Below are 24,277 nucleotides of genomic sequence, written 5' to 3'. Positions count from 1 at the left end.
CGAAGCAGCTCTGCGGACGACTATTGCGTCAGCTCCTGGTCAGTAAACAGGTCGCTGAAGAGCATGCTGGACAGGTAGCGCTCTCCCGAGTCCGGCAGCACCACCACGATCGTCTTGCCCTGCATCTCAGGTTTCTCTGCCAGCCGAACCGCCGCCTGCATGGCTGCGCCGCAGGAAATGCCGCACAGAATTCCCTCCTCCTGCATCAACCGCCGCGCCATGGCCTTGGCCTCGTCATCACTGACCAGCTCGACACGGTCGACAATCGAGAGATCAAGGTTTTTCGGGATGAAGCCTGCGCCGATACCCTGGATCTTGTGCGGGCTTGGCTTGATCTCCTCACCGGCCAGTGCCTGAGTGATGATCGGCGAACCCATTGGTTCCACCGCCACCGAAATAATCGGTTTGCCCATGGTGTGCTTGATGTAGCGCGAAATGCCGGTGATCGTCCCGCCGGTGCCAACGCCTGCGACCAGTACGTCGATGGCGCCGTCGGTGTCGTTCCAGATCTCCGGCCCGGTGGTCTTCTCATGGATGGCGGGGTTGGCGGGGTTCTCGAACTGTGCCGGCATGAAGTACAGGTCGGGATCGCTGGCCACCATTTCCTCGGCCTTGGCGATGGAGCCTTTCATGCCCAGCGCCGGCTCGGTCAGCACCAGCTCGGCACCCAAAGCCTTGAGCACCTTGCGCCGCTCTATACTCATTGATGCCGGCATGGTCAGGGTCAGTTTGTAACCGCGCGCCGCTGCGACGAACGCAAGGCCAATGCCGGTGTTGCCGGAGGTGGGTTCGACGATGGTCATGCCAGGCTTGAGTTTGCCGCTGCTTTCGGCGTCCCAGATCATGTTCGCGCCGATCCGGCATTTGACGGAATATCCCGGATTACGCCCTTCGATCTTGGCCAGGATGGTGACCCCGCGCGGCGCGATGCGGTTGATCTGCACCAGTGGCGTGTTGCCGATGGAGTGGGCGTTATCTGCGTAAATACGGCTCATGACCGGGTCCTTGTGCAGGTTTGGAAAAACCCAAAGCCTATGCCCTGCCCCGGTGCGACGTCCAGTCGTAGCGAACCGATCACATCGCCAGTAGTCAACACAGCTACTTCATTGGAGGGTAAAGCCATGAAACGTCGTTACAGCTGGCCGTTATGGACAATCGTCGGCCTGGTGGTGGTGATCGTTGCCGCGCATATCGCGCTGCCGTATGTGGTGCGCAATTACCTCAACGACAAGCTTGCGGACATGGGCGACTATCGCGGTCAGGTCACCGACGTGGACCTGGCGCTGTGGCGCGGCGCGTACCGGATCAATGGTCTGAAAATCGTCAAGGTCGACGGCAAGGTGCCGGTACCGCTGCTCGATGCGCCAGTCATCGACCTCGCCGTCAGTTGGCACTCGCTGTGGTACGACCATGCCGTGGTGGCCGAGGTCGCGTTTATGGGCCCGGAGCTGAACTTCGTTGACGGCGGCCCGGACAAGAAACAGTCCCAGACCGGTGCAGGCACCAACTGGCAGGCTCAGCTCGACAAGCTGTTGCCGATTACTCTCAATGAATTGCGCATTCAGGACGGCAAAATCACCTTCAGCAACTTCAACTCGACGCCGAAGGTGAAAATCGACGCCGACAACATCAACGCCAGCGTCTTTAACCTGACCAATGTCGAAGACAAGGCCGGCAAACGCGATGCCCGCTTTGAAGGCAAAGCCATGCTGATGGGCCATGCGCCTCTGGAAAGCACCGCCACCTTCGACCCGTTCAGCTTTGAAGATTTCGACTTCAAGCTGCGCGCGACCGGCGTGCAGCTCAAGCGCATGAACGACTTTGCATCGGCCTATGGCAAGTTCGACTTCAACGCAGGTGACGGCGATGTGGTGATTGAGGCGCAAGCCAATAACGGCCAGCTCAGCGGCTACATCAAGCCACTGCTGCGCAACGTGGACATCTTCAATTGGCAGCAAGACGTGGAAAACCAGAACAAGGGCTTCTTTCGATCCATCTGGGAAGCCGTGGTCGGCGGCAGCGAAACGGTGCTCAAGAATCAGGGCAAAAACCAGTTTGCGACCCGCGTCGAACTCAGCGGCAGCGTTCACAACCAGAACATCAGTGCGTTTGAAGCGTTCTTGCAGATCCTGCGCAACGCATTCGTGAAAGCCTTCAACACCCGTTACGACAGTGGCAAGAGCGAGGCTCAATAAGCACTGCCCTTGAGCGCCGGATGGCTGTCGGTGAGCAGCCGATGTCCGGCGCAACAGTACCGCGATTGCCACCTACTCCTGGCTTTTGTCACACTTTGGTTTGGCGACGCTGTAGGCCTCGCGCGCTTCGGCCAGCATCACTCCGTTTTGGGTCGGGTTCTGCAACGCGTCCCATCCGATACACGCCAGTGCAAGGGTGCGCGGTGCTGCTTCACTCCCGTTGGTGTAACGGCTGATGCTGCGAGTACTGACACCCAGCGCCTCGGCCGCCAATGCCAGGGGCAACCCGGTGCGTGCGCGCCAGCCGATGAAAATCCGCGTGTTCTCGTCAGTGGCCGCCTGTGCCTTTGCATCCAGGTAGAGGGTATCGGCACCGATCTGGATGTCAGGCCCGGACCACTCGACGGTCCAACCGTCGTCGCCGATCTGCGCCTGCTTGAAAATGTTCGGATCCCTGAGCGGTTGCAGCCCCGGAAATGCGGCGATATCGCTGCTCAGGTCCAGGACGTATTTCATATCGTTGATAAAGGTCAGCGCGAGCGTGCAGTCAGCCAGCGCCTCGACGGTTTTCAATCGTGGGCGTTTCATGGATGCCATCGTTTCCACTCCTCCAGCAATTCTGTTTGGTGGGCCCTGATCCATTCGAGCGCCTCCCTGAGCACTGCGGCCGGCGCATGGCCGCGCATGGGTTCAACCAACTGCAGGCAAATCAACACATCCAGCCCGCCACCGGTGAGGTGAACATGCGGCGGCAGGTGATCCTTCTCCCGCAGTTGAATCCTGTATTTGTCCCTGAATCTATATTTGGTCGACATGGATCGCAAGGTATCGCTATTTTGGCGATACCACAACCGACGTTACAATTTTGGATCGGTCAGATCGTGACGCCCCATTCAGGGACTGAATAGAGCGTCTGCGTTCACAGTGGCGCGAGACGCGCGGTATAGTCGGTGCACTGTTTGCGCCCTGATTGACGAGGTTTGGGCCACGCCCTGTTCGCTTTGTTCGAGGATTTACCCGATGAAATTCGAAGGCACCCACGCCTACGTTGCCACCGACGACTTGAAGCTCGCGGTCAACGCCGCGATCACACTGGAGCGCCCACTGCTGGTAAAGGGTGAGCCCGGTACAGGCAAAACCATGCTGGCCGAACAACTGGCCGAGTCCTTCGGCGCACGGCTGATTACCTGGCACATCAAGTCCACCACCAAGGCGCATCAGGGGCTGTATGAGTACGATGCCGTCAGCCGCCTGCGCGACTCGCAACTGGGCGTCGACAAAGTCCATGACGTGCGCAACTACCTCAAGAAGGGCAAGCTCTGGGAGGCTTTTGAATCCGAAGAGCGGGTGATTCTGCTGATCGATGAGATCGACAAGGCAGACATCGAATTCCCCAATGACCTGCTGCAAGAACTCGACAAGATGGAGTTCTACGTTTACGAAATCGACGAGACGATTAAGGCGAAAAAGCGCCCGATCATCATCATTACGTCCAACAACGAAAAAGAGCTGCCGGACGCTTTCCTGCGCCGTTGCTTCTTTCATTACATCGCGTTCCCCGATCGCACCACCCTGCAGAAGATCGTCGACGTGCATTACCCGGACATCAAGAAGGACCTGGTCAGTGAAGCGCTGGACGTGTTCTTCGACGTGCGCAAGGTCCCGGGCCTGAAGAAAAAACCCTCGACTTCCGAACTGGTGGACTGGCTCAAATTGCTGATGGCCGACAACATCGGCGAAGCGGTGCTGCGCGAACGCGACCCCACCAAAGCCATCCCGCCGCTGGCCGGCGCCCTGGTCAAGAACGAGCAGGACGTGCAGCTGCTGGAGCGCCTGGCGTTCATGAGTCGTCGCGGCAATCGCTGAGCCTTTTCCGGCCAAGCTTATTTAGATCAAGGGCGGGACGCCGATTATGTTGCTCAACCTGTTCAACGAGATGCGCGCGGCCAAGGTGCCGGTGTCGCTGCGCGAACTGCTCGACCTGATCAACGCGCTGAAGCAGCGCGTGACGTTCGCCGACATGGACGAGTTCTACTACCTGTCGCGTACGATTCTGGTCAAGGACGAGCGTCATTTCGACAAGTTCGACCGGGCTTTTGGCACCTACTTCAACGGCCTGGAAAAGCTCGATGACCACCTGCAGGCACTGATCCCCGAGGACTGGCTGCGCAAGGAATTCGAGCGCTCGCTGAGCGATGAAGAGCGCGCGCAGATCCAGTCCCTGGGCGGTCTGGACAAGCTGATCGAGGCGTTCAAGCAGCGTCTGGAAGAGCAAAAGGAACGCCACGCCGGCGGCAACAAATGGATCGGCACCGGCGGCACCAGCCCGTTTGGCTCGGGCGGGTATAACCCCGAGGGGATTCGGGTGGGCGATGCGGGCCAGCGGCAGGGCAAGGCGGTAAAGGTCTGGGACCAGCGTGAGTACAAGAACCTCGATGATGGGGTGGAACTGGGCACGCGCAACATCAAAGTGGCTCTGCGGCGTCTGCGCAAGTTCGCGCGTCAGGGGGCGGCCGACGAGCTGGACATCGACGGCACGATTGATCACACCGCACGCGATGCCGGCCTGCTGAACATCCAGATGCGGCCGGAACGCCGTAACACCATCAAGCTGTTGCTGCTGTTTGACATCGGCGGTTCGATGGACGCGCATGTGAAGGTCTGCGAAGAGCTGTTCTCTGCGTGCAAGACCGAGTTTAAGCACATGGAGTACTTCTACTTCCATAACTTCGTGTACGAGACGGTTTGGAAGAATAACCTGCGCCGCACCTCCGAGCGTACCGCGACCCAGGACCTGCTGCATAAATACGGCGCCGACTACAAAGTCATCTTCATCGGTGACGCAGCCATGGCGCCCTACGAAATCACCCAACCGGGCGGCAGCGTCGAGCACTGGAACGAAGAAGCGGGTTATGTGTGGATGCAGCGGTTCATGGCCAAGTTCAAGAAGGTCATCTGGATAAACCCCTATCCCAAAGACGCCTGGGCCTACACCACCTCCACCAATATCGTGCGGGACTTGATCGAAGATCAGATGTACCCGCTGACGCTGCGCGGGCTGGAGGAAGGGATGCGGTATTTGGCGAAATAAAGGCTGCGGGGCGCTCGCGCATCGACTGTAGGAGCCGGCACGCTAGCGCTTGCGCATCAACTGTAGGAGCCGGCTTGCTGGTGAAGACATCCGGTCACGGTGGGGCTCCGTTAACGATCCACCCTGTTCGCCAGCGAGCCGACTGCTGTAACGTTTTCCTGCGTTTAGCGCTGCAGCGTCCTCATAAAACCCAGCTGCTCCCGATGCGCCACGTCCTGCACCACCGCTTTCATCCGCACCACACTCCCCGGCAACTGCTGCGCCAGCCGGGCCAGGGACAGCGGGGTCAGTGCGCCGAGTCTCGGGTAGCCGCCGATGGTCTGGCGGTCGTTGAGCAGGATGATCGGCTGGCCGTCCGGTGGTACCTGGATGGCGCCAAGCGGGATGCCTTCTGAGATCATCGGATTGCCCTGATAAACCAGCTCCGGACCCAACAGGCGCGCGCCCATGCGGTCGGCGCGGCTGTCGAGGGTCCAGTCGCTGTTGAACGCGTCAAACAGGCTTACACCGCTGAATTGGCCGATCTGGGCACCCATCACCACGTCCAGCGGACGCCAGCAGCTGATGTCCGGAATCCGATGCGCGGGCAACGCATGTAGCTCGAACGACGCTCCCGAATAGGTCAGTCGGTCGCCCTCGGCCAACGCTTTGCCGTTTCCCTCCAGCCCGCCCAGACCTTCACGTGAGACTGTGGCGCAACTGCCCAGCACGTTGACGGCAGTAAAGCCTCCGGGCGCGGCGAGGTAGGCACGCGCTCCGCTGACCGGCCGGATCAAGCGAAGTTGCTGGCCTTTGCGAATGAAAAAACTGCGCCACGGTGCAATCGGGCGGTCGTCCAGCATGGCACCGAGGTCTGCACCGGCCAGCGCCAGGCAGCAATCAGCCTCGGCCACCAGTGTCAAACCGCCCAGCGTCACCTCGATAACGGCGGCGTCCAGCGGATTATTGAGCAGCCTGTTGGCCCACGACATCGACACCCAATCCAGCGCACCACCCTGAGTGACGCCCAAATGCCGCACCCCAAACCGTCCGGCGTCCTGTAACAGGCACAACGGCGTGCTGCTTTTTACCGTCAACACGCTCATGCCAGACCCTCCAGCGGCGTATCGTCGCCACCCAGACCTAGGAACTCGGCGTGATCCACGGGGGCAAAACGCACGGTATCGCCGGGTTGCATCAGGCTGTAGCCATCAATCTCCCGGTCGAAGAGTTTCGCCGGCGTACGCCCCAGGATGTTCCAGCCGCCGGGCGACTCCAGCGGGTACGCCGCTGTCTGTCGCTCAGCAATACCCACGCTTCCCGCCGCCACCCGCTTGCGCGGTGTTTTGATGCGGGGCGCGGCGAGGGCTTCTTCCACCAGCCCCATGAAGGCGAAGCCCGGCGCAAAGCCGAGCGCGAACACCTGATACTCGCGCTGGCTGTGGCGGCGGATGACCTCGTCCACCGCCAGCCCGCTGCGCTTCGACAACAGACTTAATTCAGGCCCCACGCTGAGGTCGTACCAGACCGGCAACACATGCTGCCGACCGCTTTGGGCGGCGTCAGGTGCGAGATCGGTCAGCGCATCGGTGATGAGTGCCCGGGCCTGCGTCGGACTCAGCGCCAACAGATCGTAATGAACCATCAATGTGGTGTAGGACGGCACCAGATCGATCAACTGCGCACCAAAACCCTCGCGCAACCGCAACGTCGCAGCGAGCATCCACCGCATGTTGCTCTCGTCGATGGCGTCGAACAGACGCACCATCAGGCAATCGATGGCGACGGCTTCGATGCGCACGTTCATTGGCTGACCGGGCCGCTTTGCGCAGCGTCCAGCGCCTGACGAATACGCTGAACGGCATCGATGGAGCTGGCGTTGTCGCCGTGCACACACAGCGTGTGGGGCTGGAGGCGCAGTTCGCTGCCATCGCTGGCGGTCAACGCTTCGCCCCGGGACAACGTCATGGCCTGCGCAATGATGACATCCGCGTCGTGGTGCACAGCGCCCGACAGGTTACGCGAGACCAGACGGCCTGCGTTGTCATAGGCGCGATCGGCAAATGCTTCAAACCACAGCGTCACCCCGAGCTCATCAGCCACGGCTTGCGCTGCCGAGTTGTCGCGCATCGCCAGCAACATCAGTGGCAATTGCGGGTTGTACCGGGCAATGGCTTCGATGACGGCTCGCAGTTGGGACGGGTTGGCCGTCATGTCGTTGTACATCGCGCCGTGGGGTTTGACGTAGCTGACGTGGCTGCCCTGCGCTCGACATACACCCTCAAGGGCGCCGATCTGGTAATGCAGCAGGTCTTGAATTTCCTGTGCGGAACAGGCCATCGAACGGCGGCCGAACCCTACAAGGTCGGGATAAGCCGGGTGGGCACCAATGGTGACGTTGTTGGCCAGCGCCAGTGCTACGGTTTTGCGCATGACGCTCGGGTCCCCGGCGTGGAAGCCGCAGGCGATGTTGGCGCAATCGATGTAAGGCATGACCTCGGCATCCAGACCCATGGTCCAGGCGCCGTAGCTTTCGCCGATATCACAATTCAATAACAGGCGGCTCAAGGGCGTGACTCCTGTGCGAAAAAGCGGGAAAGCTCGAGTGTACGCGCAGGGTTGTCAGGTTGGCAGCGCGGGACACGGGGCTGTGCATTGGGGGCATTCTTCGGCGGGAATGGCCGAAGCGTCCAACTAATAAAAGCGCGAGGGGATGATAAGAAAAAGTGAACGGTGCCCGGCCTCTCCGCTGACCGGGACTCCCCCTTCCCGGCTGAAGCCGGTCCCACTGGGTGCGTGGCGTGTCAGGAGGTCCAAAGGGTACGCGTGGTCTTCAGTGGGATCGGCTTCAGCCGGTCCCACTGGGTGTGTGGCGTGTCAGGAAGTCCGATGGGTACGCGTGGTCTTCAGTTGGATCGCCTCAGCCGGTCCCACTGGGTGCGTGGCGTGTCAGGAGGTCCAATGGGTACGCTTGGTCTTCAGTGGGACCGGCTTCAGCCGGGAAGGCGTCAGCGAGATCACTGCCCAATCAAGCGAGTGCCGGCCATCCGCCTCAGCGCCATTCGCGGCTGACCGGGCGCACGTGATGGCGACCAACGAACAGCCAGTCGATGAACACCACGATGCTCTCGATCACCAGCGAGAACAGCAAGGCGCCCAGCAGCCCCCAGCCGATGACTTCCGGGGACAGCAAGACCTGCCAGGTGTAACCGTTCCAGGTTTCGTTGCGGATGGCGGTATCCGCATCGGTCAACACATGCCAGGCGCGGGCATACCATGGGCCTTGCAGCGCGAGCCACTCACGGTCAAGGGCCTGATTACGAGTGAGCAGGTTATTTATATTGTCGGCATCGGCACGAAATACCGGGTCTTCGCTGGTGCGGTAATGCTGGATCAGCGCCTGTACATCGCCGTTGAAGAATCGCAGCGCCGTCTCGTTATAGCCGCGCAGGCTTTGTTGCGCTTCGAGCATGTGCGCTTCGACACGCTTGCCGTAATCACTGATAAATCCCGGAACCTGCACACCTACCAGCAACCCCAGTGTGAACAGCACCAGTCGCACATAACTACGCAGCATAGATCCCTCTCGTTTCAGGCCGCGCCTTCGGCAACGCATTCGCCGCGGCGCCAAAGACTCCAGTGACCGGGCTCGTAGCGATTCCAGGTCTCGTTTTCGGTCAGTGGCTCGGTAGCAATCACCGTCACCACGTCGTCAGGCGTGGTTTCCGCCTGGAAATCGACGATGACGTCGACGTCTTTCAAGCGAGCCGGCCCGAACGGTGCACGACGGGTGATATGCACCAGCTTGGTTGAACAGTAGCAAAACAGCCAGTCGCCATCACTGAGCAGCGCATTGAAGACGCCTTTGCTGCGGTATTCGTCGCAGGCCTGGACCAGCGTCGGTAGCAACTGTTCGATCTCGACCGGCTCGGGAAAGGCTTCGCGGACCCTGTTGAGCAGATCGCAGAACGCCGCTTCGCTGTCGGTATCACCCACCGGGCGGTAGAACGTCGCTGCGGGATGGAAGTCCGCGAGCTGACCGTTGTGGGCGAAACACCAGTTGCGCCCCCACAGCTCACGCACGAAAGGATGGGTATTGGACAGGCAGACCTTGCCGACGTTGGCCTGGCGGATGTGGCCGATGACCACTTCGCTTTTGATGGGATAACGCTGCACCAGCTGCGCGACTTCCGACTCGCTGCTCGCAGCGGGGTCCTGGAACAGGCGCAGACCGCGGCCTTCGTAGAAACCGATGCCCCAACCGTCGCGGTGCGGACCGGTACGACCGCCGCGCTGCATTAGCCCGGTGAAACTGAACACGATGTCGGTGGGTACGTTGGCGCTCATGCCCAGGAGTTCACACATGCTCAAGCCTCGATGGGTTGAAACGCGCGCCTGCGAGCGGGTCGGTCAGGATCACAGTTTGGGTTCGACGCGATAACGACCGCTGGCGGGCGCCGGAGCATCAGGCGCTGGCGGTTGACCGGCGAAGCGCCCTGCCGGTGGTTCTGCGTAGGGCTCGTCATGCTCCTTATGCTCCGCTGCAGCCTGTGCGGCGGCCGCTTCGGCATGGGCGAGACGGGCTTTTTTCTTGCGCAGAAACGGCAGGCGGATCAAGGCAAAAACGAGGTAAAGGCCCAGCGCGACGGCGCCATAGGTGGCCAGGTCAAGCACGGCGCGCCAGACGTTGTTGCCGACCTTCAGCGCCAGGTCCAGCACGCTGATCGCCAGCGCCGGGGCGTATTGATCCCTGGCGGGATCAACAAACGTCGGGCAGAACAACAGCACCGCGCCGATCACCCGCAGCGGCTCGCGCAGGTAGCGCCACATCCAGCCGGTCAGCTTGAACCACACCCACAGACAGCCCAACGCGGCGAACGCGTAGAGGCCCCAGGCAATCAGATAGTCGTTGTCGGTCATGACGTCCGTGGTAAGGCAGGTAAAGAGGCGCTTATGATAACGGCTTTTCACCAGCCCGGCTTCCCCGGCTTCAGTTATCGGTCTGCTGGCTGTGCAACGCCAGGCAGCGCGACCGGTCCCTTACAGATGAGCCCAACGTGAGAGAGCCCAGCATGCCTTCCGCCCCTGACTTTTCCAGTGCCCCTATTGCCCGCAAGGCCGAGGGCAGCGATCCCTATGCATGGCTGCAAAACCGCGACACCGATGAAGTGCTCGATTACCTGAAGGCCGAAAACGCCTGGCAGGAGCAGCAACTCGCCGATTTGCAGCCGTTGCGCGAGACCCTGTTTCAAGAGATCAAGGACCGCATTCTCGAAACCGACCTGTCTCTGCCCTCCCCTTGGGGTCCGTATCTCTACTACACGCGCACCACCGAAGGCGACGAATACGCCCGTCACTATCGATGCCCGCGTCCGGCAGACGACGCCCTGACGATCGACGAAAGCGCCGAAGAGTTGCTGCTTGATCCCAACGCGCTGGCGGGCGGCGGCTTCTTTTCCCTCGGCGCGTTCAGCATCAGTCCTGACCATCAGCGTCTGGCGTACAGCCTCGACACCAGCGGCGAGGAGGTTTATCAGCTGTTCGTCAAGGAGTTGAGCAACGGCGTGGTCAGCACGCTGCCGTTTGAAGATTGCGATGGCAGCATGACCTGGGCCAATGACAGCCAGACCCTGTTCTTTGGTGAACTGGACGACACGCATCGTCCGCACAAGCTTTATCGCCACACGCTGGGCGACACCGGCGCGCAGCTGATTTTCACCGAGCCCGATGGACGCTTCTTCCTGCACTGCTATCGCAGCAGCTCGGAGCGGCAACTGATTCTGGGGCTGGACAGTAAAACCACCAGCGAAGCCTGGGTGCTGGATGCTGACACACCCGACCAGGCTTTTGCGTGCATCGCGCCGCGCAGCGAGGGTCACGAGTATTCGGTAGACCATGGCCTGATCGAAGGTCAATGGAGCTGGGTGATCCGCAGCAACCAGGACGGCATCAACTTCGCGCTCTATCACGCGCCCGAACAAGCCCATGGCATACCCGAGCGTGGCGACTGGCAGAACCTGATTGCCCACAGCGAGACGGTCATGCTTGACGGCTTCAGCCTCAACGCCAAAGGCCTGACCCTCAGCCTGCGCGAGGGTGGGTTGCCGATCGTCGAGGTTCACCCGCAAAGTTTGCCGGCGTATCGCGTACAACTCCCGGATGCTGCATACAACCTGTATGTCCAGGACACTCTTGAATTTGACAGCGACAGGATTCGCTTGCGCTATCAGTCACTGAATCGCCCCCCGCAAGTGTGGCAGCTGTCACTGGCCACCGGGGATCAGGTTGTACTCAAGGAGACGCCGGTACTGGGCGTGTTTGATGCCGATGCCTACGTCAGCCAGCGGTTGTGGGCCACCGCGCCCGACGGTGCGCAAGTGCCGATCAGCCTGGTGGTCAAACGTGAACTGGCCGGTCAGACCGTTCCGCTTTACCTGTACGGTTACGGGGCGTATGGCGCGAGCCTGGACCCATGGTTTTCTCATGCGCGTCTGAGCCTGCTTGATCGCGGTATCGCCTTTGCCATCGCACATGTGCGCGGGGGCGGTGAGCTGGGCGAGGCCTGGTACCGCGATGGCAAACAGGAGAACAAACAGAACACGTTCAGCGACTTCATTGCCTGCGCAGAGCACCTGGTGGCGAAGAGGCTGACGACAGCCGAGCAATTAGTGATCAGTGGCGGCAGCGCCGGTGGTCTGTTGATCGGCGCCGTCGTGAACCAGCGTCCCGAGCTGTTCAAGGCGGCCATCGCCGAGGTGCCATTCGTCGACGTGCTGAATACGATGCTCGACCCCGAGTTGCCGCTGACCGTCACCGAGTATGACGAATGGGGCAATCCGCAGGAGCTGGAGGTCCATGCGCGGATCAAGGCTTACGCGCCCTACGAAAACGTCGCGCCGCAGGATTATCCCGCCATGCTGGTCATCGCTGGCTATAACGACAGCCGAGTGCAGTATTGGGAAGCCGCCAAATGGGTAGCGAAACTGCGCGACCTGAAAACCGACGATCATCCGCTCCTGCTCAAGACCGAGCTGGGTGCAGGGCACGGTGGCATGAGCGGGCGTTACCAGGGATTGCGTGACGTGGCCCTTGAATACGGATTTATCCTCAAAGTGCTGCAAATGGCCTGACAACACCTGCGCCTGCAGGCTGTCACATGGGAGGCCCCGGCACATCACACCGGGGCACCTGGCGGCCGGCCAGCGCTTCAAGCAATTTTTCAACACACCCAACAAGAACTCGCCATGTCTACATCACTGAACCACGAAATACGCGACATGCTGATGGACTGCGGTCTGTTTGTCGCCCTGACACCGGCTGAATTTACTGCAGCGGCAGGCTATTTCAGCATCAGCAGCATTGAGAAGGGCGACGCGATCTTCAACGAAGGCGACGCGGGCACCTTCATGTGCATCATTCACTCCGGCACGGTCTCGGTGCGCAAGCTCAACGGTGAGGGAATGGCTGTGGAGACTGCCATTCTGCGCAGCGGCCGGGCGTTTGGCGAGATGGCCGTGCTGGACGGAGAGCGCCGCTCGGCGACCTGCGTTGCCGCGTCTTCGTGCTACCTGCTGAACCTGGGCAAGGACTCTCTGGACAAGATGCTCAATGAAGCGCCGAAGGCAGCGGCCAAGATCATCCGCGCCATCGCCGTGGCGATGTCGAAACGGCTTCGCATGATGGATGGGCAAGTCGTGGCGCAGCAGGACTGAACAGGTTGCATTGACCTTCAGGACGGGACACACGGAGACAGTCGAATGTCTGCACAGCCGGTTTGCCAGCAAGCCGGCTCCCGCAGGACGATGCTGTCAAATTTGGTTCAAGGATTGGGCTTGGTCGCCGGCTGCAGTCCTGGCAATGGTTCGTCTTCTTTCGGCGGGCCAGGCTGGGGAATCTTCGGCAATAACGGCGGGTTGCCTTGCCCGCCTGCGTGGGGAACGCCGGGCGGTGCGACTTGCGGATAGGGAGTCGGTGTTGCAGTGCCGGGAGAACCGGCGGACGCAGCAATCGGCTCCGGCGTATTCAGGACAGGCTGCAAGGTCTCGGCAAATGCCTGCGATGCGCCGAGCACAGTGATGAAAATCGTCAGTAGAATGGAGCACTTCATCGTTGGCCTCCCCTGCCAATCTATCGCTTCCCGCTCAGGCTACTCCTGCGCAAGGCATTGCGCTCTGACAAATTGCGCTGCAGGCGGTTTGCCCCTTTTTGAACGAGTTATCCATGAAACGTTTTGTTCTGCTCGACACCACTCCGATCCCAGATAACGGCGGCGCCTTGTGCCTGTTCGAGTACGGCGAAGATTTCGTGATCAAGATTCAGGGCGGTGACGGCGGCCAACTGATGAACACCCGCATGCATGGCTCTGAAGACGCGCTGGCTGAAATCCCCTGCAAGAAGGTGGCGTCGCGTACCCACCCGCGAGTGCTGATCGGCGGGCTTGGGATGGGTTTCACCCTGGCCTCGGCGCTCAAGCATCTGGGCAAGAACGGCGAAGTGGTGGTCGCCGAGCTGGTGCCCGGCGTGGTCGAGTGGAATCGCGGGGCGCTGGGCGAAAAGTCGGGCAATCCGTTGCAGGACCCGCGCGCCAGAGTAGTGGTTCAAGACGTTGCTCAGGTACTCAAGGCCGAGCCTCAGGGCTTTGACGCGATCATGCTGGATGTCGATAACGGCCCGGAAGGCCTCACGCAGAAGTCCAACAGCTGGTTGTATTCCGTCGGCGGACTTGCCGCCTGCGCCAGTGCCTTGCGGCCCAAGGGGGTGCTGGCGGTGTGGTCGGCCAGCGCTGACGCCGCCTTCAGCGACAAACTGCGCAAAGCGGGTTTCAAGGCCGAAGAGGTCAAGGTGTATGCCCACGGCAACAAGGGCACCCGCCACACCATCTGGATCGCCGAAAAACTCAAGGGCTGATTTTACGGCGACACGCTAGACTGGCCGCAAAGCCTCCATTGCCAACAGAACATGAAACAGGTGACGCCATGAGTTCGGCCAACACGCCAACCAATACCTCCAAGCTGGACCGCATCCTCGCCGACGCCCAGCGCGACCGCGAAATGGGCTATCGCGACAAGGCTCTGCGCATGTACCCGCATGTGTGCGGCCGCTGCGCTCGAGAATTCGCGGGCAAACGCCTGAGTGAGCTGACGGTCCACCACCGCGATCACAACCACGACAACAATCCCCAGGACGGTTCCAACTGGGAGCTGCTGTGCTTGTATTGCCACGACAACGAGCACTCGCGTTACACCGATCAGCAGTATTTTTCAGAAAGCTCCACGAGCAGCCCGAAAACCGCCAAAGCGACCCACAACCCCTTCGCCGCACTGGCGGGGTTGATGAAGAAGGACTAGCAAGGCAGCCGCAAGTTTTAAGCTGCAAGCTGCAAGCTGCAAGCAAGGGCAAGGGCAACGGCGGCGCTCATGAAGTTACCGATTGCCCGGCTTGGGGCTTGGGGCTTGGGGCTTGGGGCTTGGGGCTTGTGGCTTGAGGCTTGAGGCTTGAGGCTTGAGGCTTGCCGCGGCTTCTTCCCCTATAATCCCGCGCTTTCTCTTATGAGCACCCTCCCCCGTGGCCAACAAACGCTATGCCTGCATCGGCTTGTTCAATCCCAAATCCCCGGAAAACGTTGGTTCGGTGATGCGCGCAGCAGGCTGCTACGGCGTCGCGTCGGTGTTTTACACCGGCAAGCGCTACGAGCGTGCGCGTGATTTTGTGACCGACACCAAGAAAATCCATCAGGACATCCCGCTGATCGGCATCGATGATCTGAGAAAAATCATTCCGCTGGGCTGTGTGCCGGTGGCCGTGGAATTAGTCGACGGCGCACGCGCGCTTCCCGAATACACCCACCCGGACCGCGCTATTTACATTTTTGGCCCGGAAGACGGCTCGCTCGATAAGGAAATCCGCGATTGGTGCGAGGACGTGGTGTACATCCCCACCACGGGGTGCATGAACCTGGCCGCGACGGTCAACGTCGTGCTCTACGACCGCATGGCGAAGGGCAACAACACCCGCTCCGGCCCCCAGTTCGGCAGGGAAACAGATCGCACTTGATCCATGCGCGAAGACGAAACGCATTGAACAGTTTGCGCTTGTGACAGTCAGCTTTAAGGACCCTATCCCTTCACGGAGAACACATCATGAGCGACACCCCGATCGTTGAACGCATCGAACGACCTTTGCACGACTACCCGGAGCAGAACGTACAGGGCTGGGAGCGCATTGGCTCGCTGGCGGGTGGTGTATTGATGATGGGCAAAGGCCTGCGCCGCGGCGGCATCTTCGGTCTGGTTCAGTTGGCCATTGGCGGCGCCGTATTGGCTCGCGGCATTACCGGCCACTGCTCGGCCAAGGCATTGGTTGACAAAAGCCGCAGTGAAATGGACGTCGCCCGCTCGCGCATCAAGCAGGCCGGCGCTGAGCTGAGCAAGCTGAAGACCAAAGCCGAAGTGGCCGTTGAAGACGCTGTCGACACCGGTGTTGACGCGTTGAAAGGCCCGAAAGGCGTCTGATTGACGTGGCTGCGCCGGCTGCTTCTTCTCCAGAGGCACCGGCGCAATGCCTGTCTGCGGCGGCCAGCAACGGCTTGGCCTGCTGAAGGCGAGATGCGCGCCTCATGATTTCCCCCACTACTGTCGATCCCGCAGCAGTTTTCGCGGAAGCAGACTTACACTCGAAGCATGGGCTTCATCCCGCGCGAAAAATCAGATGGTCCTCCCAGTCGTCCTCGGGCACGGTGCCTTCGGCGAGCATGCGTCCGGATTGCGAGATGCGCTGCTTGTGCACTTGTTCTCGGTCGCCGCAGACCAGATGGTGCCAGAGCGGGAGGTCTTTGCCCTCGCTCACCAGGCGGTAACCGCAGGTCGGTGGAAGCCACTTGAATTCATCCGCCTGGCCAGGCGTGAGCTGGATGCAGTCCGGGACCTGCGCCCGACGGTTGGGGTAGTCGGTGCAGGCGCAGGTGTTGAGGTCCAGCAGCTTGCAGGCGATGCGCGTGTAATAGACGCTGCCGTCGTCCTCGTCTTCGAGCTTTTGCAGGCAGCACAGACCGCAGCCGTCACACAGCGACTCCCACTCGACTGCGTCGAGTTGCGCGAGGGTTTTGCGTATCCAGAAGGGTTCTACTTTGGCGGCCATGGTTCTCGCGCAACAGCGCTCGGGCGGTAAAAGGGCCGCCAGTCTAGAGGCACGCAGCGGTTGGGCCAAGCATTGGCGACTGCCGGTCAAAGAGCCGCTTTGCCCATGCCAAGCCGATGCGCAACGCAGCGGGGTTGTCAGCCCCCGCGCGGCGCAGTAGCTTTAGCCCCACGCAGGCGAATCAACCATCGTCCGCGCCTTCGAAAGCCCTCCCATGATGCCTGCCGGCCACGGCCCATCTGAATGATCTCGTTGCCATTGCTACCCGGGCAGCGTGCTTCCCTATCAGGATCAACTTCATGAGCGCCAATCCACGTGTCCCTGACCATGCCATCGACCCGCAATTCATCGAGCGCTGGTCGCCACGCGCTTTCAGCGGCGAAAGCATTCCCGAAGAAACGCTGCTGAGCTTTTTCGAAGCAGCGCGCTGGGCGCCTTCGGCCTACAACTCCCAGCCCTGGCGGTTTCTTTACGCCCGCCGCGATACGCCGAACTGGGAGCGCTTCCTCGGCCTGTTGAATGAATTCAATCGCGGCTGGGCGCAACAGGCCTCGGCTCTGGTAATCATTATTTCGAAGACGAGCTTCACCGCCCCCGGCGCGACCGAAGAGACACCGGCGCTGTGGCACACCTTCGACACGGGTTCGGCGTGGGGATATCTGGCGCTGCAAGCGAGTCTCAGCGGCTGGCACACCCATGGGATGGCCGGTTTCGATCAAGAACTGGCTCGCCAGGAGCTGAAGATTCCTGAGAATTACGCGGTGCATGCCGCCGTGGCGATCGGCAAGCTGGGCGATAAATCGACGCTTGCCGAGTACCTTCAGGCCCGCGAAATGCCGAGCCCGCGTCGGCCGCTGGCTGAATTGGCAGCTGAGGGGGATTTCAGTTTGTAGGGAAAGGACGGAGCGAAGGATCGCGCTGCTTTTGTGGGACCGGCTTTAGCCGGGAAGGCGTCGGGAGCCACGCCTCAAAATGGATGGCGTACACATCGGCCTCTTCCCGGCTGAAGCCGGTCCTACAAAGTGCTCAATAACCCTTGGCGAAGTCCACTTCTCCGCGCAGCGCCTCTCCCGCTGCGTAGGCTCTGAAGTTGTCGACAAACAGTTGGGTCATGGCCGGTGGCGAAGTGGGCGCGGAGCTGTGCCCTGTCAGCAACAGGCCCCATGCGGTCCAGAACGGGTGACGCTGGGGCAGCGGCTCCTGACGGCAGACGTCGATGACCGCCCCGGCCAGGTGCCCAATTTTCAGCGCCTCAACCAGATCAGCATCGACCACCGCCGTGCCACGACCAACGTTGATAAACAACGCCGAGGGCTTGAAGCAGGCAAACAGTTTCGCGTTGTAAAGGTCATGGGTGTGCGGCGTGTTGGGCAGCAGGTTGATGACAAAGTCAGCCTCTGCCACAAGACGCGGCAGATCCTCCAGCGCAGCCACTTCAACGAACGGCGCCTGAACCCGCGCGCTGGAAGCGATGCCATACAGCTCGACACCAAACGGCACAAGGAACTGCGCCACCTGCATGCCGATGTCGCCCGTTCCGACGATCAACGCCTTGCGTCCGGCCAGGCTCTGGGCCATGCGGTTGTCCCACTTGCGCTCAACCTGGCTGACCAGTCGCGCCAGGACCTCGCGTTCATGCACCAGCATGTAGGTCAGCACGAACTCGGCCATCACCTGACCGAAAATACCCACAGCACGGGTCAGCTGATAATCACGGTACAGACCGTCAGCCAGCAGCGGCGTGACGCCCGCCCAGGTGGACTGCAGCCATTTGGGTTTGTGGCCCTGACGCAACAGGTTGGCCAGCAAGTCGGGCTGGCCAAGCCAGACAGGTGCCTCTGCGGCCATTTTCGACAGTTCAGCGGAATGACCGCTGCTCAGCACTTCGATGTCCGGGGCAGTCTTGCGAAGGAGTTCGGTGTAGACGGGGTAATCGTGTTCGGCGATCAGAACGCGCATGGATTCAAAACTCGATAAACAGGGCATGCGGCCGTACAGCGTCCGCAGCCGGGCATGAGTGTCCCGACTGGCCTGACGCGTGCAACGGCCCGGTGTACCCCTGCGATGAATTGCAGGGTCAGTTAAGCGTTACATAGGGTCGTTGCGGCGCAACAGCTCTTCCGGCAAGTGCTCGATGTACTCGTCTTCGGCCGGTGGCATCTGCAGGTGGTAGCCCTGCTTTTCCAGATTGGCGAGCACGGCGTGGATGTCCTCGCGGGCCAGTGCGCGCTCAGGAGACAGCACCAGGTCGAAGGCATGGTGCGGCTTGCCGAATGCCGTCAGCAACTCCTCCGGAACGCGCTCCAGGGCGTCGCTCTTGAGGACATACAGGTACATTTCGTTCCTGCGCGGGCTGCGATAGATAGAGCAAATACGTTTCAAGGCTGTTCTCCGACGTTGGCCAGGCTGTCGAGCAGCATCTGGCCCATCAATTCGCGGCGCCAGCCACGCAACGAATCGGGCAGTTTATAAGGGCCGTCCGGGTAACCGGTCTTGAGCAAGGCCTCGAGGGTCTTTTTGCGCAGCATCAATTCCGGCGCCATGTCCAGGCGTTCGGCTTGCTGCTGGCCAATGGCGCGCAGGCTTTTGAGTACGTTGGACGCTTCGATCGGCAGCGGCTCGGGTAGCGCCGGGGGCCATTGATCCGGCGAGACACTGCCGGCTTTCTTGATCAGGTCGAGCAGGAACTCGCCGTCCTGGCGCACGGTTTTGGGGTGCATGTCATCGATTTTCGCCAGCGCGGCAAGATTGTCCGGCTGGGACTTGGCCAGCGGCCACAGCGAGTGCTCGCGCAGCACGCGGTTGCGCGGCTGATTGCGCAAGCGCGCCTGCTGCTCGCGCCAGGCGCACAATTCGCGCAGCACCGCGAGTTGCGCACGCGACAGCTTCCACGCCAGCTTGGCGTCGCGATACGCGTCGTAGGGATCGGTCTCACGACGAAGATTGGCCACCAGCTCGGCGCCGTCCTCCAGCACCCATGCATACTTTTCGTCGGACAGACGGGGGCGCAGGAGGTTGTAGACTTCGGCCAGATGCACGGCGTCTTCTGCCGCATAGCTGATCTGGGTATCCGACAGCGGGCGCTGCAGCCAGTCGGAACGCGTTTCGCCTTTCGGCAAATCGATGTTCAGGACTTCCTGCACCAGGCGCGAATAACCCATGGAGAAACCCAGGTTCAGGTAGGCCGCCGCCAGCTGCGTATCAAACAACGGCACGGGCAGGCTACCCGTCAGGCGCAGCAGCACCTCAAGGTCTTCACTGCAGGCGTGAACGACTTTGATGACGTCGGGGTTTTCCAGCAACGCGGCCAGAGGTTTCCAGTCGCTGATCAACAACGGGTCGATCAGGTAAGCGCGTGAACCGTCGCCAATCTGCAACAGCGCGGCGATGGGATAGAAGGTGTCGACACGCATGAACTCGGTGTCGAGCGCCACATAAGGCAGGGTCTGCCACTGTGCGCAATGGTCGGCGAGGCTATCGTCGTCGCGAATCCAGTGAATATCGATGGCCACACGGCTCTCCCTCGAAGAATGGCGCGCAGTATATATCGCTACATGCGGTTACCGGGCATCCGTCCTGCAAGTCTCGATCAACTTCATGTTCGACGAACCTGAATCAGGCTAGCCAGACCGGTCGCCCATCGGATCATTCACCGGCCTTGCGCAGCACGTACACACGCCACATGGCGTAGCCAGGCAAAAAGTCACGGTGACCGACGATCCTGAACCCGGCGTGAGAAAACTCGGCTTCAATGTCGCTGCGGCACACCACAAACCGATTGCGCGGCGCGAACGTACCCGGCGCGAGCTGCCCCAGCTGACGTTTGCGGCGCCAGGCCTTCACGTTACCGTCCACCCACAGCGCAACAATGGCGGTGTCACGGGTCACTCGATGAAACTCGTCGAGCACCGCGCCGCGTTTTTCACTGTCGCCCAGATGATGAAACAGCCGCATGCAAAAGATACAGTCCACTGCGTTTGCTGACAGGCCGATGGAGAAAGCCGAACTTTGAAACGTACGGATGCGCTTGCGCACCTCATTTGCGGTCTGCGCCTCGGCGTGCGCCAGCATGTCTGTAGAGGGATCGGCGGCGAGTATGACCCGGTTGGCGTGCTCGGCCAGCACCGGCCAGAAGCGCCCGGAACCCGACGGCACGTCCAGCACCAGTCCGGGCTCACCGGCATCGCGCAACGCCATCCGCACCAATTGCGCATCGCGCCATGAGCTCAGACGTCGACGAAGCGTGTGGGGATGTTCAGGCACGGAATGTTCCATGCCGGGCTTGTTGCGCGCGGACTCATTCATTGGCCAGTACCCCGTCCGTATAAATCCCCCGACAGCCCGCAAACATATCCAGCGCCGGGTTATAGACGCTCGTGCGCACCTGCAACAGGCCCAACATTGAGTGAAAAAGATTGTCCTGACTGAGCGGTGCATTCCGTTCTTTTTGCAGACAATGGGTGTCCACGGCGAAGGACTGCTGATAGTTATCGGAAAACCAGGCGAGCATCGGCACGTGTTTCTGTTGATCAGGCGCCAGCATATAAGGCGTGCCGTGCAAGAACAGGTTGTACTCGCCCAGCGACTCGCCATGATCGGAGAGATAAACCATGGCCGTGTCTACTTTGTTTTGGTTATTGCGCAATATATCAATCAGCGACGCCAGCACATGATCGGTGTACAGCAGCGTATTGTCATAACCGTTGACGATACTTTCGCGCGAACAGTTGTTAAGCGCGTTGCTCTCGCAGACCGGCGTAAACTTTTCAAACGCCTTGGGATAACGCTTGAAATATTCAGGGCCGTGGCTGCCCATCTGATGAAGTACCAGCACGGTGTCCTTGTCCAGCGAGTCAATGAAATGTTGCAAGCCCTGCAACAGAATCTCGTCCCGGCATTCATTGTTGGCGCACAGCACCGGGTCCTTCAAGTTACTCACGTCCTGCAGCGTTACCCGATCACACGTGCCTTTGCAGCCTGACTGGTTGTCGCGCCAGATGACGTCCAGCCCGGCGCGCTTCAGGACGTCCAGCATCCCTTCCTCGTTGCGCGCAGTGCTGGCGTTGTAATCCTTGCGGCCCATGTTGGAAAACATACAGGGCACCGACACTGCTGTTTCCGTGCCGCAGGAATGCACGTCGGTAAAGGTGAGCAGGCCATTTTCCTTGCTCAACTGAGGGGTAGTATCGCGGTTGTACCCCAGGATCCCGAAGTTCTCCGCTCGCGCGCTTTCGCCCACGACCAGCACCGTCAGCGACTTACGCGTGTGCTGCTGCCAGTCGCCGGCAAGTTTGGCATCCTGTCCGATGCTCACAAACGGCCGTTGCGCAGATTTGACCTGCTCGCTCAAATACCCCACAGAGGCCGCCAGGTAATTGCTCGGCACCACCATCAGGCGCAGTTCATGATGATTACGAAACAGCGACGACAGCCCCTGATAGTTCAACAGCGCTACGCCGCCGATGGCGATCGCGCACACCACAGACACCAGCGCCTTGCTGAGCAACTCACGGGGCCAACGGCGGTAGACGACAGGCGTTTTGAGCAGGATGAGTGAAGGCACCACACCCAGAAAAAACAAATAAGCCAGCAACTTTAAAGACAGCAGATCGCGCACTTCCGTGACATTGGTTTCAGCGAAGTTTCTGAACATCCCCGCGTCAATCATCACACCGTACTGGCTCATGAAATAAGCCACGCCGGCACTGACAAAAAACACCAAAATCAATGCAGGTTTTAATACGCGCTTGAATGCCAACAGCGTGAAAAAAATATTGAAAACGCAGAACACCATCAGCGCAAAAGCACCGCGCAGCAACAGGCCTTTCCCGTCGGAGTCTGTAATTGCAAATAGATGCTGCCAGAGCGTAAGGTTAAACCCGGCCAGTAAAAAAGCGCTGGCAAGCAAAGTGACACGCTCAGGGCGAACTGCTTTTACGTTCAGCATAAAAGTCTGCTTGGTTGGAAATGAGAATATAAAAGCGGAAGGAACCCCGCCGATGCCGCGAACTTTAGGCATCGGGCCATCAATTTTTTGTGAAAAGGATGAGAACGATTGGTGGGGTGGGATTGTCGCGCTCTCCAGCTATTTCGCTGGAAAGCGCAGCGTCAGATTCAGCGCGTATCCACGTAATTATGAGGATCAAAAAGGGGACAGGGATCGCGCCCCACCCCTCAATCCATCCTCAATGATCATCTGCGCCGCCTTCTCGGCGATCATCACAGTCGGCGAGCAGGTGTTGCCGGAGGTGATGCTGGGCATGATTGAGGCATCGACGACGCGCAGACCCACAACGCCGTGCACGCGCAAGCGTTCGTCAACCACTGCGTCACGGCCCTGCCCCATCTTGCAGGTGCCGACGGGGTGAAAGATCGTGGTGCCGATAACGCTGGCTGCCTGGCGCAGCTCTTCCTCGGTTTGCAAGTCTGCGCCAGGCAAGTATTCGACCGGCTCGAAGCGGGCGAGCGCGGGCGCCGCGGCAATGCGACGGGTCAGGCGAATCGCATCGGCAGCGACCTTGAGGTCGGTGTCGTGGCTCAGGTAATTGGGGCGAATGATGGGCGTGGCATCGGCCAGCGCTGAGCGAATCTCCACGCTGCCACGGCTCTGCGGACGCAAATCGCAGACCGATGCGGTGAACGCCGGAAAACCGTGCAGCGGCTCGCCGAAGCGCTCAAGAGACAACGGCTGGACGTGATATTCAAGATTGGCGGTTGACTGCTCCGGCCCTGAACGCGCGAACGCGCCCAATTGACTCGGCGCCATGGCCAACGGGCCGCTGCGATTGACGGCGTAGCGCAGCCCCATATTCATCTTGCCCCACAGGCTACCCGCCATTTTATTCAGCGTCTGGCCGTTGCTGACTTTGTAGATCAGGCGCAGCTGCAGATGATCCTGCAAATTGGCGCCGACGCCGGGCAGCTCGTGCCGCACACCAATTCCAAGCTTCTCCAGCAACCCTCGCGGCCCGATGCCTGAGCGCTGTAGCACCATGGGCGACCCGATTGCCCCGCAGCAGAGAATGATTTCGCGCCGGGCGTGAAGCATTTTCTCTTGCCCGTTTACGCGAGCCAGCACCGCGCTGGCTCGACTGTTTTCAAGCACCACGCGCGATACTTCTGCCCCGGTGATCACTGTCAGGTTGGGTCGCTTCAATACCGGCCGCAGAAAGGCTTTGGACGCATTCCAGCGCACTCCGCGCCGTTGATTGACCTGAAAATAGCTGCATCCCTCATTGTCGCCGCTATTGAAATCGGGAATAGACGGGATGCCGGTCTGAGCCGCCGCCTCACGAAAGGCGTCCAGCAATTTCCAGGACAGACGCTGTTGTTCGACTCGCCATTCGCCTTGCCCGCCATGAAGTTCCGAGTCTCCTGCATAGTGATCTTCGGAGCGTTTGAAGAACGGCAACACTTCTTTCCAGCTCCAGCCTTTGTTGCCCTGCTCTGCCCAATCGTCGTAGTCGCGGGACTGACCGCGCATGTAGATCATGCCGTTGATGGACGAACAACCGCCCAACACCTTGCCGCGAGGATAGTTGAGGGCACGACCTCCGAGTCCAGGCTCCGCTTCGGTCTTGAAACACCAGTCAGTGCGCGGATTGCCGATGCAATACAGATACCCCACCGGTATATGAATCCAGGCGTAATTGTCCTGGCCGCCGGCTTCGAGAAGCAGCACCCGGTGCGCGGGATTTTGAGAAAGCCTGTTGGCCAAGAGGCACCCCGCCGGGCCTGCGCCGACGATGATGTAGTCGTAGAGACTCACGTCCGTTTGCATGCGGCCTCGCTTGTGTTGTTATTTTTATCCGAGGTTCATCCTGATGTTTTTCGCCACAAAACTAAAGACCGCCGCATGTGTCCATGGGCGGTCTTT

At 60.4% G+C, this 24,277-nt stretch carries 27 protein-coding genes; 10 read left to right on the top strand and 17 right to left on the bottom strand.

Annotated elements, in window-relative coordinates:
* Window positions 1-20 precede the first annotated feature (20 nt).
* Window positions 21-995 carry a cysteine synthase A gene (cysK, locus tag QRN48_RS20565; protein WP_037013912.1) on the bottom strand — a complete coding sequence of 325 codons (975 nt, stop codon included), beginning with the start codon at window positions 993-995 and terminating at the stop codon, window positions 21-23.
* Between the two features lie 126 nt (window positions 996-1,121).
* Between cysK and QRN48_RS20560 the strand changes: the two genes are divergently transcribed.
* Window positions 1,122-2,195, top strand: a complete 1,074-nt coding sequence (locus QRN48_RS20560; protein WP_285352815.1) for an AsmA family protein — start codon at window positions 1,122-1,124, stop codon at window positions 2,193-2,195.
* Window positions 2,196-2,267: 72 nt separating this feature from the next.
* Here the strand turns inward: QRN48_RS20560 and QRN48_RS20555 are convergent, their stop codons facing one another.
* Both QRN48_RS20555 and QRN48_RS20550 read right to left on the bottom strand, forming a co-directional pair.
* Window positions 2,268-2,783 carry a DUF2442 domain-containing protein gene (locus tag QRN48_RS20555; RefSeq protein WP_285352813.1) on the bottom strand — a complete coding sequence of 172 codons (516 nt, stop codon included), beginning with the start codon at window positions 2,781-2,783 and terminating at the stop codon, window positions 2,268-2,270.
* A complete protein-coding gene (locus QRN48_RS20550; protein ID WP_191944868.1) occupies window positions 2,780-3,010 on the bottom strand; it encodes a DUF4160 domain-containing protein in 231 nt (76 codons plus the stop codon). The genes QRN48_RS20555 and QRN48_RS20550 overlap by 4 nt, the downstream gene beginning before the upstream one ends.
* A gap of 205 nt (window positions 3,011-3,215) precedes the next feature.
* On the opposite strand from QRN48_RS20550, the gene QRN48_RS20545 reads away from it, so the two are divergent.
* Together QRN48_RS20545 and QRN48_RS20540 are read left to right on the top strand one after the other, a co-directional pair.
* Entirely contained in the window at window positions 3,216-4,061 is an 846-nt protein-coding gene (locus tag QRN48_RS20545) for an AAA family ATPase (protein ID WP_025261175.1), read from the top strand.
* A 46-nt stretch (window positions 4,062-4,107) separates the two neighbouring features.
* Entirely contained in the window at window positions 4,108-5,286 is a 1,179-nt protein-coding gene (locus tag QRN48_RS20540; protein ID WP_191944869.1) for a vWA domain-containing protein, read from the top strand.
* A 164-nt stretch (window positions 5,287-5,450) separates the two neighbouring features.
* On the opposite strand, the gene QRN48_RS20535 is transcribed toward QRN48_RS20540, so the two are convergent.
* From QRN48_RS20535 to QRN48_RS20510, 6 genes are all read right to left on the bottom strand, one after another.
* The gene (locus QRN48_RS20535) at window positions 5,451-6,371 is read right to left on the bottom strand and encodes a 5-oxoprolinase subunit C family protein (RefSeq protein ID WP_285352808.1); all 921 of its coding nucleotides are present in this window, start codon (window positions 6,369-6,371) and stop codon (window positions 5,451-5,453) included.
* The gene (locus tag QRN48_RS20530; RefSeq protein ID WP_285352806.1) at window positions 6,368-7,072 is read right to left on the bottom strand and encodes a 5-oxoprolinase subunit B family protein; all 705 of its coding nucleotides are present in this window, start codon (window positions 7,070-7,072) and stop codon (window positions 6,368-6,370) included. Before QRN48_RS20530 ends, QRN48_RS20535 begins: the two co-directional genes overlap by 4 nt.
* On the bottom strand, window positions 7,069-7,833 hold the full coding sequence (locus QRN48_RS20525; RefSeq protein ID WP_285352803.1) for a 5-oxoprolinase subunit PxpA: 765 nt from the start codon (window positions 7,831-7,833) through the stop codon (window positions 7,069-7,071). Before QRN48_RS20525 ends, QRN48_RS20530 begins: the two co-directional genes overlap by 4 nt.
* Window positions 7,834-8,317: 484 nt before the next feature.
* The gene (locus tag QRN48_RS20520) at window positions 8,318-8,842 is read right to left on the bottom strand and encodes a DUF2937 family protein (RefSeq protein WP_191944873.1); all 525 of its coding nucleotides are present in this window, start codon (window positions 8,840-8,842) and stop codon (window positions 8,318-8,320) included.
* 14 nt (window positions 8,843-8,856) lie between these two features.
* Window positions 8,857-9,630 (bottom strand): class II glutamine amidotransferase, encoded by a 774-nt coding sequence (locus tag QRN48_RS20515; protein WP_285352800.1) that lies wholly within the window; start codon window positions 9,628-9,630, stop codon window positions 8,857-8,859.
* A gap of 51 nt (window positions 9,631-9,681) precedes the next feature.
* The gene (locus QRN48_RS20510) at window positions 9,682-10,185 is read right to left on the bottom strand and encodes an MFS transporter (RefSeq protein WP_285352798.1); all 504 of its coding nucleotides are present in this window, start codon (window positions 10,183-10,185) and stop codon (window positions 9,682-9,684) included.
* Between the two features lie 152 nt (window positions 10,186-10,337).
* Between QRN48_RS20510 and QRN48_RS20505 the strand changes: the two genes are divergently transcribed.
* Together QRN48_RS20505 and QRN48_RS20500 are read left to right on the top strand one after the other, a co-directional pair.
* Complete coding sequence (locus QRN48_RS20505) at window positions 10,338-12,395, top strand: S9 family peptidase (RefSeq protein ID WP_285352796.1); 2,058 nt, start codon at window positions 10,338-10,340, stop codon at window positions 12,393-12,395.
* A 114-nt stretch (window positions 12,396-12,509) separates the two neighbouring features.
* The gene (locus tag QRN48_RS20500; protein WP_285352795.1) at window positions 12,510-12,977 is read left to right on the top strand and encodes a cyclic nucleotide-binding domain-containing protein; all 468 of its coding nucleotides are present in this window, start codon (window positions 12,510-12,512) and stop codon (window positions 12,975-12,977) included.
* 107 nt (window positions 12,978-13,084) lie between these two features.
* Here the strand turns inward: QRN48_RS20500 and QRN48_RS20495 are convergent, their stop codons facing one another.
* Window positions 13,085-13,372 carry a hypothetical protein gene (locus QRN48_RS20495; RefSeq protein WP_037013946.1) on the bottom strand — a complete coding sequence of 96 codons (288 nt, stop codon included), beginning with the start codon at window positions 13,370-13,372 and terminating at the stop codon, window positions 13,085-13,087.
* 113 nt (window positions 13,373-13,485) lie between these two features.
* On the opposite strand from QRN48_RS20495, the gene QRN48_RS20490 reads away from it, so the two are divergent.
* The 4 genes from QRN48_RS20490 (at window position 13,486) to QRN48_RS20475 (ending at window position 15,776) form a co-directional block, all read left to right on the top strand.
* The gene (locus tag QRN48_RS20490; protein WP_285352792.1) at window positions 13,486-14,172 is read left to right on the top strand and encodes a spermidine synthase; all 687 of its coding nucleotides are present in this window, start codon (window positions 13,486-13,488) and stop codon (window positions 14,170-14,172) included.
* Between the two features lie 68 nt (window positions 14,173-14,240).
* Window positions 14,241-14,612 carry a YajD family HNH nuclease gene (locus QRN48_RS20485; RefSeq protein ID WP_037013952.1) on the top strand — a complete coding sequence of 124 codons (372 nt, stop codon included), beginning with the start codon at window positions 14,241-14,243 and terminating at the stop codon, window positions 14,610-14,612.
* A gap of 217 nt (window positions 14,613-14,829) precedes the next feature.
* The gene (locus QRN48_RS20480; RefSeq protein WP_037013955.1) at window positions 14,830-15,318 is read left to right on the top strand and encodes an RNA methyltransferase; all 489 of its coding nucleotides are present in this window, start codon (window positions 14,830-14,832) and stop codon (window positions 15,316-15,318) included.
* Window positions 15,319-15,404: 86 nt separating this feature from the next.
* Window positions 15,405-15,776: a YgaP family membrane protein gene (locus QRN48_RS20475; RefSeq protein ID WP_285352789.1), complete on the top strand. Its 372-nt coding sequence runs from the start codon at window positions 15,405-15,407 to the stop codon at window positions 15,774-15,776.
* Between the two features lie 175 nt (window positions 15,777-15,951).
* Here QRN48_RS20475 and QRN48_RS20470 read toward each other — a convergent pair whose 3' ends face one another.
* The gene (locus QRN48_RS20470; protein ID WP_037013961.1) at window positions 15,952-16,401 is read right to left on the bottom strand and encodes a YcgN family cysteine cluster protein; all 450 of its coding nucleotides are present in this window, start codon (window positions 16,399-16,401) and stop codon (window positions 15,952-15,954) included.
* Between the two features lie 299 nt (window positions 16,402-16,700).
* On the opposite strand from QRN48_RS20470, the gene QRN48_RS20465 reads away from it, so the two are divergent.
* Entirely contained in the window at window positions 16,701-17,294 is a 594-nt protein-coding gene (locus QRN48_RS20465; RefSeq protein WP_285352785.1) for a nitroreductase family protein, read from the top strand.
* Window positions 17,295-17,427: 133 nt separating this feature from the next.
* Here the strand turns inward: QRN48_RS20465 and QRN48_RS20460 are convergent, their stop codons facing one another.
* The 6 genes from QRN48_RS20460 to QRN48_RS20435 all read right to left on the bottom strand — a co-directional run bounded on the left by QRN48_RS20460 (window position 17,428) and on the right by QRN48_RS20435 (window position 24,181).
* Window positions 17,428-18,360: a D-2-hydroxyacid dehydrogenase gene (locus QRN48_RS20460; RefSeq protein ID WP_191944880.1), complete on the bottom strand. Its 933-nt coding sequence runs from the start codon at window positions 18,358-18,360 to the stop codon at window positions 17,428-17,430.
* A 129-nt stretch (window positions 18,361-18,489) separates the two neighbouring features.
* Window positions 18,490-18,783, bottom strand: a complete 294-nt coding sequence (locus QRN48_RS20455; RefSeq protein ID WP_285352781.1) for a YcgL domain-containing protein — start codon at window positions 18,781-18,783, stop codon at window positions 18,490-18,492.
* Window positions 18,780-19,913, bottom strand: a complete 1,134-nt coding sequence (gene rnd / locus QRN48_RS20450) for a ribonuclease D (protein ID WP_037013971.1) — start codon at window positions 19,911-19,913, stop codon at window positions 18,780-18,782. Before rnd ends, QRN48_RS20455 begins: the two co-directional genes overlap by 4 nt.
* 133 nt (window positions 19,914-20,046) lie before the next feature.
* Complete coding sequence (locus QRN48_RS20445) at window positions 20,047-20,706, bottom strand: class I SAM-dependent methyltransferase (RefSeq protein WP_502944649.1); 660 nt, start codon at window positions 20,704-20,706, stop codon at window positions 20,047-20,049.
* Window positions 20,699-22,348, bottom strand: coding sequence for a phosphoethanolamine transferase (locus QRN48_RS20440; protein ID WP_285352964.1), 1,650 nt, complete (start codon window positions 22,346-22,348; stop codon window positions 20,699-20,701). The genes QRN48_RS20445 and QRN48_RS20440 overlap by 8 nt, the downstream gene beginning before the upstream one ends.
* Window positions 22,349-22,543: 195 nt before the next feature.
* Entirely contained in the window at window positions 22,544-24,181 is a 1,638-nt protein-coding gene (locus QRN48_RS20435; protein WP_285352778.1) for a GMC family oxidoreductase, read from the bottom strand.
* Window positions 24,182-24,277 lie beyond the last annotated feature (96 nt).

The sequence above is a fragment of the Pseudomonas sp. ME-P-057 genome (assembly GCF_030208975.1).
Taxonomy (GTDB): Bacteria; Pseudomonadota; Gammaproteobacteria; order Pseudomonadales; family Pseudomonadaceae; genus Aquipseudomonas; species Aquipseudomonas lutea.
Note: the sequence above shows the minus strand (reverse complement) of the source record. Positions and strands in the feature narration are given on the sequence as shown.